Genomic DNA, 12,440 nt, shown 5'->3' with positions numbered 1-12,440 from the left:
TTTTGAAATTATCTCTAAATTTAGATTCAGTATAACAAAAAAGTAAAATATAAATATGCTATATGAAGCATTTCTCTGTTTAAAAGATATAATATAAAACAATATATTAATTATTTTTTTTTGATATAAGAAAACTTCTTTTATTTTCTATTTTAAATAACGGGTTAGGCCGATTCTTATGTGGTTTTATTGAAGATGTGTTTTTCAAGATTTAATCTGGCGCTTTAAATACAATTTTAGAAGTGGCAAATAAGCTCAATTTCTTCTCTGTTGTGATGTGTTGAATAAGTTTTTTAATTTTCTATAGAGTTTAATTTTTGCAATCATGATAGATTGTGACAGCTATCTATTTAAGATTTTTATAAGTTTAGTAGGAATAGCTTGATGATAAATCCATTGAGTTCTCCATCTTTACGCTTCATAAAAGAATAAGCCTGCACCATCACACACTTTGTCATTTCCCAATGTTGTGACAGCTCTTGACACGGCTCATAAGAGGAGTAGTCCTTTTTTGTACAGTTTATCCATACGCCAATTTCGCTTATGACGTGCAAGCGAATGGTTTTGATTGATTCAACATACACAGATTTGGAATGAGAGAGTCTAAAGATATTCCGCTCTCTCATTTAATATGAATCATGCTAGATTATAATTATAAATTAATGCGTTATCTATTTTTAAAATCCATGACCTTGGTTGTGTTTGTCAATATTTCATTTTCATTTTCATTTATCGTCAACTATTCTACTTTTGGATAATAACTCCATTGTAAGGAATACCTTTAAGAAAGCATTCTCGCTTTAAAGAGTCGTTATAGTTTTTTTTGTTTTATAGAAGGATCAATAATGCTAAACGTTATACTTTGATAAAAAAAAGAAAGTAAATTATGACTATTATACTGAAACCGAGCGAGGTGACGCTTAGTGAGCTTGCAGCTATTTATTTTAATGGTGAAGTAAGTAAACTTCATAATGACACGCATTTAGCTATCGAGAAAGGGGCTCAGCGCATTGCTGAAATTGCTGCTGGAAGTGAGCCTGTGTACGGTATTAATACTGGTTTTGGGAAGTTGGCTTCCATTAAAATTGATGCGGACGATGTCGCTGTTTTACAGAGAAACCTTATTTTGTCCCATTGTTGTGGGGTAGGAGAGCCTTTAGCTGAAAATATTGTGCGTTTGATAATGAGCTTAAAGCTTATCTCTTTAGGAAGAGGGGCTTCAGGAGTTCGTCTAGAATTGGTAAATTTGCTGGAAAATATGCTTGCAAAAGGCGTCATTCCTGTCATCCCTGAAAAAGGGTCTGTTGGCGCTTCCGGTGATCTCGCCCCACTTGCTCACATGGCGGCTGTTATGATGGGAGAGGGAGAAGCATTTTTTAAAAATATTCGTATGAGTGGAGCAGCTGCGTTAGAAAAAGCGGGATTGTCCCCTATTATTTTAAAGGCAAAGGAAGGTCTCGCTCTTATTAATGGGACTCAAACCTCAACAGCCCTTGCACTTGCCGGTCTTTTTCGAGGTTATCGGGCATTGTGTGGTGGATTGCTGGCAGGAGCTTTGACAACAGATGCCCTCATGGGGGCAACGGCGCCATTTCATCCTGATATCCATATTTTACGAGGACATTATGGGCAGATTGCCGTATCGAAAACATTAGAAAAACTTGTAGAGAATTCAGAAATTCGTGCAGCACATCTACGGGGTGATGAGCGTGTACAAGATCCTTACTGTATACGTTGCCAGCCACAGGTGATGGGGGCATGTTTTGATATTTTGCTGGCAGCAGCAAAAACACTGATTATTGAAGCAAATGCTGTTACAGATAATCCTTTGATTTTAAGGAATGGTGAAGTTGTATCAGGTGGGAATTTCCATGCAGAACCTGTAGCATTTGCTGCTGATCAGATCGCTCTTGCTTTATGTGAAATAGGATCTATTTCTCAGCGGCGTATTGCTCTTATGGTTGATCCAGCTGTTTCTTATGGACTTCCAGCTTTTTTAGCGCATAATCCAGGTCTTCATTCAGGTTTTATGATCGCTGAAGTAACAGCAGCAGCTTTAATGTCTGAAAATAAGCAAATGGCCTATCCTGCTTCCGTTGATTCAACACCTACTTCAGCTAATCAAGAAGATCATGTTTCAATGGCTTGCCATGGAGCGCGTCGGTTATTGGTCATGAGTGAAAACCTTTTTACACTTATTGGCATTGAAACGCTTGTTGCGGCACAAGGAATTGAATATCGTGCACCTTTAAAAACAAGTACTTTTTTGCAATCTGTTATGGAATGTTTACGAAAAAATGTTGCTTCTCTTAAGGAAGATCGCTATCTGGCTCCAGATCTTCATCAAGCACATATACTTGTGCGTGAAGGGCACTTATTATCTGTTTTACCAGAAACAATTTTTCCTTCATTAAGTTTTCAATAGTATTTGTTTTAAGGTCAATGCTGAAGGGGGGATATTGAATTTTGAAACTTCCTCATATGAAAATATAGAGGAGCAATACTATATTTGAATTATTTAATAAATTATATATTTATTACTGTATATATCTGATTTTTGTAGTTAACTAGATATTTTGTTATTTTATAGAAACTATAAAATTAAAGCACCTATATTTTCTGATTTATATCAGAAATTTTAATATAAGTTAAATAATATATACGAATTATATATTCGTGATATTGTATTTTTATAAATATAAATTATGATATATGTATTGTATCAAGTAAAAATAAAATTTTTATTTTATATTCTTCTTATTTTTTAATACTTTATGAATTTTATAGTTCATTTTTGATATTTAAAATAAAAAAGGAGAAAAGAATGTTTAAAAGTGCTAAATTATGTGTTTCAATAACAGTTCTTTTTTTCTCTCAAATTCTTGAGATTCATGCAAATTTTAGGAGAGCTAGCTTTCCAGAGGAAGTTTTCATTATGATAGTGGCTCAAGAGAAAGAGCCTCTTATTTCAGCGAAAAACAAAGATTTTATTGCTATCTCAGGGCAAATTCCCAGAGGTAATGAGAACGCTATCATCGGACCAACAATCAAAGATGCTCTTTTTATCGTATATTTTTTTTTCATTGGAAAGCTTGTCGTTAAGGCAGCTGGAGTCCTTAAAAGATGGGTTGTAGATAAATTTTCTCATGCTTTTGAAGAATTGCGAGATTCGTATTATCATTGATTGAGCTATTCAATTGGCATAAAAAGTTTGTTTTATGGGCTTAAAGAAAGTTTGCTTAAAGTAACAAAAAATTAATTTTATGCGTAGTTAATGTGTTTGTTATGAATTTTTAGGCTTCTATTTCAGTGCACCGAAATAGAAGCCTAAAAGTTTAGCTTACATTAAGGTTAATTTTCTCTGTAAAAAACTATAGAATACGAAATGAATTAAATGACAATTGTGAAAAAATTCATTATCACTTTATTTGAATAAAATAATACGAAATTGTAGGCTATAAAAGCTGAATAATTCGCAATAAAAGTATTTTTTCATTGTTTAGAGCAAAGTGTTGGACTGGCTGGTCTTCGATGTTTTTTGAAATATATTTGTGAAAGAAACATGAGGCTTTATTTATCATAGGGCTGTTATCGTGGTGTGGATTGTCAGCATTTCAAAAAGTAAGGAAAGAAATGGCAATAAATGAACTGAAACGGGGTATGAGTAAGCGCCAAGTTATTTTTTTAGCTCTTGGTTCTGCTATTGGAACAGGTCTTTTTTATGGGTCTGCACAGGCAATTAAGCTTGCGGGTCCCAGTGTTTTGATTGCCTATTGTATTGCTGGTTTAGCTATTTTTATGGTTATGCGGGCTCTAGGAGAGATGATACTTCATAATCCATTGCCTGGTTCTTTTGCTCGTTATGCGGCAAATTACATATCACCATTAGCAGGTTTTTTAACGGGATGGACATATGTATTTGAGATGATTCTTGTTGGTTTGGCTGATATTACAGCTTTTGCGACTTATATGGGGTTTTGGTATCCTGATGTTGCTCCTTGGGTATGGGCACTGAGTATTACATTAATCATCACAGGTATTAATTTAGCGGCTGTAGAAGTCTATGGTGAACTAGAGTTTTGGCTATCTTCTATTAAAGTTATCGCTATCATTGCGATGATTATTTTAGGAATAGCAATTATTTTTTGGGGGTGGGGTGAAGGTGCAGATTTTTCTACTGTTACTGTTCATAATTTATGGAAAAATGGTGGACTTTTTCCCAATGGTTGGTTTGGTTTTTTAGCTTGCTTTAGTGTTGTTGTTTTTGCTTTTGGTGGCATAGAAATCATTGGCATGGCAGTTATGGAAGTTCAAAACCCTCATCAAACGATTTCAAAGGCAATTAATTCTACTCCAGTTCGTATTTTGCTTTTTTATGTCATGACGTTAGCTATTTTAATGTCTCTTTATCCTTGGAATGAGATTGGTCTTATGGATAGCCCTTTTGTATCCATTTTTGAAAATCTTGGGATTTCGTATGCAGCAAATATTTTAAATATTGTTGTTGTTACAGCGGCTATTTCAGCAATGAATAGTGGAATGTATGGTGCTTGTCGTATGATCCATGGTTTATCGCAGGAAGGTTATGCTTTAAAAAAGTTTCAATATTTATCAAAAAATGGTATACCAGTTTTTGTTATTTTGATGATCTTCGGTATCTTTCTTCTTGGTGCTGTCCTTAATTATTTTTATCATGAAAAGCTTTTTTTTCTTATTGCCGCAATGGCAACATTTGCGACAGTTTTTGTTTGGATGATGATTCTACTGTCACAATTTTTTATGCGAATTAAGATGCCTAAAGAAGCTCAGAATGGTTTAAAATTTCCCATTCCATTTTGGCCAATAGGATCGATTTTTTCTATTTTATTTATGGTTTTTATTTTTATTCTCCTATGGTATTTTGATGAGACACGACCAGTTTTAATTATAGGTGTTATTTGGATTGCTTGGCTTGTTATTTGTTTCTATGCACTTAAACTTTATAATTTTAAGCAAAAGAAGCTGAATAAAATGTGAATAGAGAAAAAACTCAAAACAAATAGCTGATGTCATCAGGAGAACAGGTGTTTGATTGTTTTCTCTAAAGGTTAGAACAATCTAGATTGAAAAAATCTGCTCGTTATTATTTTGCTTTGGAAGTTTTTGTGAGCCATTGCTTACGGTAACGACCAAATCATATAAATATTAGACGTTTTTTGATGGTGAGCTGTGCCATCAATATAAGTCTTTCAGGTTAAAATGCCTAACAGCGCAAATAGATTTTACCAGATACAAGATTATAGGCAGATATCTTTTTCTAAACGTATTAATGAAGTTCTGTTTTACAAGAGAAGTTATTGTAAGAATTGTTTTTTAAGCTCTTTAAAAAATTGGTTGCTTAAATTTTGTTGTTTAGAAAATTACTATTGCTTTTAGAAACGAAGATAAAGTTCTTTATGTATTTTTTCTCAAAGAGGATTGGCGTTGGTAGAAAATAGTGGATAACAAAGTTACATGAGGCATTGTATCATTGTTTTTACAAAAACTTTAATAAACAGCAGCAAGGTATTACAATAAAATCTCATAGAAGAGTAAATTAAAGAGAACAATGAACGTGTGACAGTTTTACGATTCTTATTGCTTTCACAAGAGGAAGGATCAAACTTATTTTTTTAATATTGATACAAGAGTAATTTTTATCACAAGTGGAGGCGGACAAAATGCACTCCGCAACTGTATTTCGGTGCAAAATTATTCAATATTACCATAAAAGGTGCTCAAGAACACTACGATCAGCAAAAACAGTCGTCATCAAGTGGCTTTTTGCATGAGAAATCGTCCGATAGCTCTGAACACACACAACAACAATTCTCTCTATCCTTGAGGCAACAGGCAATGTTGATATGGATGTACAATGAGATGCTACGATTATTGCTTCTCATCTGATTTCTGGTCAAGATATCAATGTAATGGGGGAAAGTATGACGATTGTTGGCATGACAGACCATCATAGCAGCCATTCACAGACGCATGAAACAGGTTTTTGATGGGCATAGATTTGACTTTGTAAGCAGAATTATTGGCGGCAATGACTATACTTACGAGACAGCACCTGCTGATAGTAACTGGTGGACAGAATGGTGGAGAGTGATCATGAATCCCATAAGCTCCCATACCTGTCTTGGAGATGCGGGTCCGAAATGCCAAAAGTTTTATGGCACATCTCATTTAGAACAAAAGCCTTGAATTAAATCATGGAGGAAAAAATGAAACAAACCTTAAAATTATTAAGTGCGATAATTCTATTGGGTATAGCTGGGTGCCAGTTTAATAAACCTCCTCTAGGAGAGGTGGCTACGTGGGAGAAAAATGGTGTTACTGATTTTACAGAGATAGGAAAAGGCTTGTTAGAATGTGGTATGCCAACTCCTTATGATGTCGATCCAGAAAATAGAAAGCAGAGCATCAATGCAAAAGCAACAATTTATGCTTGCATGCTTCAATCAGGTTTCCGCTATAAAGATGAAGAGGTAGCAAGAGCGGGTGGGCCATGTTATACTTTTAGAGCCGAAAACTTGCCGATTTGTCGTTCAGGCGCTGTCATCCCGAGGCGCAGTGTCAAGAAGCGCTTGAACAGCCCTTTTTGTAAAAAATATAAAAATGCACCTGAATGCAAACCTTAAGTCTTGCTGTTTGTGACGATCACAATCCCTAGCTTCATGTTTCTCATACCCGTACGCGGGGGGGGCTTAATTCAGCATGTCAATGCTATTTATTTATGGGTACCACAACTGTTGGCGCAATAATATAAAATATCTATTTTGGTTGTAATCAAAATATTGATAATAATTATAAGCATATCGTTGATAGATAGATGATTTTAGTAATAATTTTACCGTATTTTTGATATAATAATTATGGCATAATCTTCGGAAAGATAAAATAATATAGGTTGATAATGTTCATCATTGTTTTGGAAATAAAAAACAGTATGTAAAATAATTTATAGATTGTTTCGTAATATCAAAATTACTCAAGGATAGGAAAATGAAGCAGATTTTAAAATTATTAAGCGGGATAACCTTATTTGTTATGGCTGGATGCTACCCTGAGCAGCCTTCTCGAACAGCTGTAGATGCATGGGAAAAATCCGGTGCTGATCAGCTTGAGATCAAAAAAGCTCTGTTAGAATGTGGAATACAGCATCTTGATGGTCGTCTTGATACAGAAACAAGTACTGATGAGAAATTCAATGCTGAGGAGTCTGTGAATGCATGTATGATCCAAGCAGGTTTCCAAGATAAATTGGGAAGAATGAAGTGGTGTGAGAAATATAAAAATCTTCCAATTTGTCAGCCTGATGCAGTTATTCCTCAGCGAAGTGTAGAGAGGCGTTTGAATAGTCCTCATTGTGAAGAGCATAAAGAACAACCTGAATGTCAACCTTAAGTATTGAGGCTGCTGTAATCAAAAATCCTTCCATTCTTGTTTTTGCATGGGGGGTGGGATTGTTTCTTCAATATCTATATGCTAACAAAAGTCATCTTGCGTGTGAGAAAATATTAGAAGATTTATCAGTCTTTCTATCGTAAATATTGACGGAGGGGGAAATGAAAAAAACATTGAAATTATTGATTGCTATAATTTTATTAAGCTCTGCTGGGTGTATTAGCAAACCTCCCCCATCGACGTTAGAATTATGGGAAAAGTCTGGTGTCAGTAAGTCTATGGTCCAACAAGCACTGTCAAAATGTGGTTGGAAACCAATCTACGCTTCTTCTAAAAATATGGATTCGCGTGCAAGTGATTTTGCAGCAGTTTATGAGTGCATGACTAAAGCAGGTTATCGGTACAAATTACAAGATTCAAAGTGAATCTATTTTTCATCAACGCCGCGAAGTGATTCATTTTTAGTCAATTTAATGGTAGCAGGGTATCAGCAGGTTATGGACAATGATACTTTTGGTGTAACCAATTCGACAAAACAAGAGCGAGATTTGATGTTACGTTTTGAAAATGATAAAAAGCGCCAGAAAATAAAAAAAGCTTTGCACAAGTGATCATCAACAGTAGAACGTTAATTTTTAAAGCAATAATTAAATAAACATATTAAACGGGAGAAGAGAGAAATATAGCTCTTTTGTCTCTAATGTAGTTATATTCATCAGCTACGAGATTGGCAATAGTGTTGTTGTCAGATGATGCTAGCCGAGGAGAGTGAGTTGTTGTTTAGAGAAATTTATTCAATATAAAGAATGGCAAATAATAGCTTTGCTAAAATATCTTCCTTAACGATAATAAACAGATAGCTTTCATAGAGCTAATTTTGATGAAATTTTATTTTGGTGTTTTTTAAGTTCAGAATGGTGAGTGTTTTACTGTATTTTAGATTTTATCAAAAGATCTAAAATATTACATTTATTAATTCAAATCATTGATGATAGGGTATTAGGAGAAGTTTTTTATTTATTCAAATTTCTTTGTTAGATATCTAGCATTTTTAATATAGAAATTGTGTACATCAGCTTATACATTAGTGTGCAATTTCTTGTTTTTTTGTTGTAGTTGAAGAGATGATGCGGTTATAGATTTCGTATACTGTATCTTTTTGTGCTGTGTTTTATTAAAACGTTTTAATCGTTTAATCTTAGAAGTTATTCTCATTTTGTTGTATTTTTATTTTTCGGTGGTGAGATAAATTGAATATTATATCTCTTCAAAATTCGCATTTTTTCACGTTTTTTTAAGATTGGTTTTTGGGCCTTTTGTAATTGCAGTTTTCAGCGGTTTTTGAGATGCCTTCTTTAGAGGGATTGTCCTCCTAAATGGTATTTTTAAACTTTTTGTTCTTTCTTTACATAAAACACAAAACATATTATTGAATGCTGTAATTTATCATAAAAATAAAATAATTTTGTTCGTTTTATTCTTGTTGTGTTTAATTTGTGGTTTATTTTTTTGCCAGCATTTTTTGTTTTTGTTGAAAAAAGAAAGTTTTGAAAAACAATGATAGTCAAGGTATCTAACAATCACTTGTATTCGTGCGTTTTTACAGCAGCTATTTTTTCTTTTTTGTTAAATATAAATATTGAGGCACATTCTCATTCATATACATCACTGTCATGTGACAAAAACAAATTACCTTATGAATGCAGTGATGGTTCAAAGCATACAATTAGTGATAAAGTATATAAATTCACGGCGCCTGTTAAAAAAAAGAATGGGGAGGATCGTTCTCTCATGTTACCTGCTGCTATAGTAGTACAGGAGCCAAATACAGTTATTGAGGCAATGCGTGTAGAGGTTGAAGGGACTGCAAGTATAGAAGATATTTATGGTGTTTTTGTATCACAAGGGGGAAAAATTGTTTTGAGCGATTCAGCTTTTAAAAATGTATCAATAGGTCTTAAAGCTGATAGTGGAATGATTGAGGTTAATCGTGGAACAATTGAGGCTTCTCAGATTGCTGCTTATGCAGAGAAGCGAGGAGCATCTGTTACGTTAACGAATACAAAAATTAAAGTGGAAGGTTTGGGTATCGGTCAAGAGAGTGCTCTTTTCGTTAGTGCTGATGCGGGTATTCAGATGAAAAGTGGATTTATTGATGTGAATGATGCTGCTGCGCTTTATGTGGGGAGAGGGGGGAGTGCGACTTTAGATGGTGTTACCATTGCTTCAAAATATCAAAAAACAGAAGACAAAGAAAATACAAATGAAAAAATTATACATACAGTTTTCAATGTAAAACATCAGGGTTCTGTTTATGTAAAAAATACGAATATTATTTCTACGGATGTTCATATTTTAACAGTTGGACAAGATTCTAACACGCCATCCAATAACGGCAGGGAAGGAAATATTTTAATTTCGCGGGTTAATATTGAAGATTCAACAATTAAAGCAATAGGTAACAAACAAGGTATGTATTTTGAGAGGGATGGGGAAAATGATGCGTATGAACAGGGGCTTGTCTTTTTGAAAAGGACGATTTTTGAGGTTCCAGATGGGACAGCTGTTCATAGCCATAACAGTCGTATTTATATTGGAGTAACAGAAGGTACAAAAATTTTTGGTGACTTATTATTAACAGCTGAAAAAGGGGGAAGTGTAGCGATTTTGGCTAATTCTTCTTCATTGATAGGAGGGACTCGTGTTGCCGATGATTCTATTGCTGAGCTTTATTTAACAAGGGGATCAAAATGGTTTTTGACAAAAAGAAGAGAGATCGATTTGCAAGTTGCAAACCGTACAAGTTCGTCTATTTCATTTGTGAAAGTTTCTGATAGTTTTATTGCTTTTGAGACTCCAATGTTTCAGGAGTATCAGACACTTCATATTGGGAAGGGAGAAAAAGAAGTTTATAGTGCGCAAGATAGGGCAGATATTTATCTCAATACGTATCTCAGTAGGGATGGTTTGCTTGATAATACAAAAACTGATCGGCTTTTAATACATGGTGATGTTTCTGGAAAAACAACAGTTTATGTGCAATTTGTTGCAGGAAATCAGGGTGAGATAGCAACCGGTGAAAATGCTCATAGTATTTCACTTATTCAGGTTTCTGGAAAAGCGGCAGAGGATTCTTTTCAGTTAAATCGTGCTTATATCGCATTAGAGGGTTTGCCTTACCAATATTATCTTCATGCTTATGGTCCAGCTTCTGCTCTTGGAAATGCACAAACTTCTCAAAGATTGGTTGAAGGAGATGGAGATTTTTGGGATTTTCGCCTTGAAAGTAAATATATTCAGCCTGTTTTAGAGGTGTCTGCTATTCCCCCTTCTGAGTTAAAGGTCAGAGAGGTTGTTCCACAAGTTCTGACCTATCTTTTGTTACCAAATGCTTTGTTTCATGTTGGGCTCATGGATATTAGTCATCAACAAAAGCAGTTGCAAGTTAGGCGGTCTATCCCTCGTAAATTATTAAAAGTTGAAGGGAACTTTGCTTTATCTGTCCACGGTTATGGTGGGAGTTATCGTTATGTCTCAGATCTTTCTACACTTAAATATGGGTACGATGGTCATGTTGATTATAACGCTATAAAAACAGATATTTTGCTCAAAACAATAGAGGGTGCATATAGTACGACATCTTTTGGGATTATGGGAACCTATGGAAAGCTTTCCTTACAACCTCATAACGTGGAACAAAGTCAAAAGAGTACATTTAATAAATGGTCATTTACGGCATATGCTAGTGTGAAACATTACACTGATTTTTACGTAGACGGTCTTTTATCTTATGGTTTGTTTAAAGGGGATGTGCGTAGCCGTGTTTGGGGTAAGACGGCGACATTAAAAGCAAATCCTTTGAACGTGTCGTTTTCTGCTGGTAAAGTGTCTATGACAGGATATAAAGATCTTATTTTTGATCCGCAACTTCAGCTTATTTATCAACATCTTCAATTTGATAAGTTTCGTGATATTGATGGATTTGATGTTGAGATGAAAAAAATAGATCAATGGTTTGTGCGTGTTGGTGGGCGTTTAAGTAAAACATTTACAGCCTCTGATAAGGATTGGATCACTTCTTTTTATGGCAATATTCATTTTGCTCATTGTTTTGATAAAGAACAATTTGTTCATTTTAAAGATGTTTTCCAGTTGGGTTCTTTCGGTTCTTCCTTAGAAACAGGTTTGGGTATCAATGCGCAGTTTTCTTCTAAAGTTACACTTCACAGTGATCTTAGCTATCAGCATAGGTTAACCAAGGCTGGTTTTTCTGGAGTTCATTTTTCTAGTGGTTTGCGCTATCATTTTTAATAAATCTTTTTAAAAATAATAAATGTGATTTTTAAAGTTTTGTTTTATTGTCGTGATTTAAACCATTGATGATGCAGAATTTTAATTGCTTCTTTTAATAATGGTATCATGTGTTTTAATAGGTATGGAAGGATCACGTTGATTTATTTTTTATCTGATTGATAGGGGAGCTTAAATGCTTCAAAAAAAATGATAATGAGACTGTAAATCTATTTGTGTTATTTTTGCTATAAATATTGGGGATGTGTTTGTCATCAGCTTTTTAAAATAGTAGCCTTATTATCCTATCATGTTGTAAAGACTGGCGTTTGAGGTCGCTGATATCAATCATGAAAGGCAGGGAGATATTGACTGTTGATTAAAAGCTTTTGCTGTTAAGCAAAGGAGGAGATATGTACAATATACAGCTCGATCGTTTCGTGGATGATGCGTATTTTTTTGCTTTAAAATTTTGCAAAAAGCGTTTTTGAAGCTGTTCGTATCGTTTGCATTGTTGTCGATGGATAATAAGAAAAGTGGTAAAGCATGATCACTTTTAACATCAAATTCAATATCTTCAGTTCTTAATAAAGATAAATCCTTTAAAAAAATTGTTCTAATGGCTGTATTGAATATATGAACAAGATCATTGTCTTATTTGTTAAATAGATATGAAATATAAGTTTTATATCAAAGTGGGGAGATAAGATTTTTTTTCTTCT

General features: G+C 34.1%; 7 protein-coding genes and 2 pseudogenes. All 9 read left to right on the top strand.

The features are described from left to right. The first annotated feature begins 886 nt into the window (after positions 1-886). The 9 genes and pseudogenes from hutH to ACFINM_RS03585 all read left to right on the top strand — a co-directional run bounded on the left by hutH (position 887) and on the right by ACFINM_RS03585 (position 11,739). Complete coding sequence (hutH, locus tag ACFINM_RS03625) at positions 887-2,425, top strand: histidine ammonia-lyase (RefSeq protein WP_375640491.1); 1,539 nt, start codon at positions 887-889, stop codon at positions 2,423-2,425. Between the two features lie 399 nt (positions 2,426-2,824). Further along, on the top strand, positions 2,825-3,184 hold the full coding sequence (locus ACFINM_RS03620) for a hypothetical protein (RefSeq protein WP_375630121.1): 360 nt from the start codon (positions 2,825-2,827) through the stop codon (positions 3,182-3,184). 449 nt (positions 3,185-3,633) lie between these two features. Beyond that, complete coding sequence (locus tag ACFINM_RS03615) at positions 3,634-5,016, top strand: amino acid permease (RefSeq protein WP_375613124.1); 1,383 nt, start codon at positions 3,634-3,636, stop codon at positions 5,014-5,016. 720 nt (positions 5,017-5,736) lie between these two features. After that, positions 5,737-6,023 (top strand): annotated as a pseudogene (locus tag ACFINM_RS03610) (hypothetical protein); the annotation flags it as partial. Next, on the top strand, positions 6,010-6,225 hold the full coding sequence (locus ACFINM_RS03605) for a hypothetical protein (protein ID WP_375621416.1): 216 nt from the start codon (positions 6,010-6,012) through the stop codon (positions 6,223-6,225). The pseudogene ACFINM_RS03610 and the gene ACFINM_RS03605, both read left to right, overlap by 14 nt. A gap of 20 nt (positions 6,226-6,245) precedes the next feature. Continuing rightward, entirely contained in the window at positions 6,246-6,662 is a 417-nt protein-coding gene (locus ACFINM_RS03600) for a hypothetical protein (RefSeq protein ID WP_375640487.1), read from the top strand. A 364-nt stretch (positions 6,663-7,026) separates the two neighbouring features. Then, complete coding sequence (locus tag ACFINM_RS03595) at positions 7,027-7,428, top strand: hypothetical protein (protein WP_375613121.1); 402 nt, start codon at positions 7,027-7,029, stop codon at positions 7,426-7,428. A 161-nt stretch (positions 7,429-7,589) separates the two neighbouring features. Beyond that, positions 7,590-8,039 (top strand): annotated as a pseudogene (locus tag ACFINM_RS03590) (hypothetical protein). Between the two features lie 946 nt (positions 8,040-8,985). Then, complete coding sequence (locus tag ACFINM_RS03585) at positions 8,986-11,739, top strand: autotransporter outer membrane beta-barrel domain-containing protein (RefSeq protein ID WP_375640483.1); 2,754 nt, start codon at positions 8,986-8,988, stop codon at positions 11,737-11,739. The last annotated feature ends 701 nt before the right edge of the window (positions 11,740-12,440 follow it).

It is taken from the genome of Bartonella sp. AA168HLJHH (assembly GCF_042197365.1).
Taxonomy (GTDB): Bacteria; Pseudomonadota; Alphaproteobacteria; order Rhizobiales; family Rhizobiaceae; genus Bartonella.
Note: the sequence above shows the minus strand (reverse complement) of the source record. Positions and strands in the feature narration are given on the sequence as shown.

Coding starts and splice junctions, on each gene's coding strand:
- hutH (WP_375640491.1), top strand. CDS start 887: ATGACTATTATACTGAAACCGAGCGAGGTGACGCTTAGTGAGCTTGCA.
- ACFINM_RS03615 (WP_375613124.1), top strand. CDS start 3,634: ATGGCAATAAATGAACTGAAACGGGGTATGAGTAAGCGCCAAGTTATT.
- ACFINM_RS03600 (WP_375640487.1), top strand. CDS start 6,246: ATGAAACAAACCTTAAAATTATTAAGTGCGATAATTCTATTGGGTATA.
- ACFINM_RS03595 (WP_375613121.1), top strand. CDS start 7,027: ATGAAGCAGATTTTAAAATTATTAAGCGGGATAACCTTATTTGTTATG.
- ACFINM_RS03605 (WP_375621416.1), top strand. CDS start 6,010: ATGAAACAGGTTTTTGATGGGCATAGATTTGACTTTGTAAGCAGAATT.
- ACFINM_RS03620 (WP_375630121.1), top strand. CDS start 2,825: ATGTTTAAAAGTGCTAAATTATGTGTTTCAATAACAGTTCTTTTTTTC.
- ACFINM_RS03585 (WP_375640483.1), top strand. CDS start 8,986: ATGATAGTCAAGGTATCTAACAATCACTTGTATTCGTGCGTTTTTACA.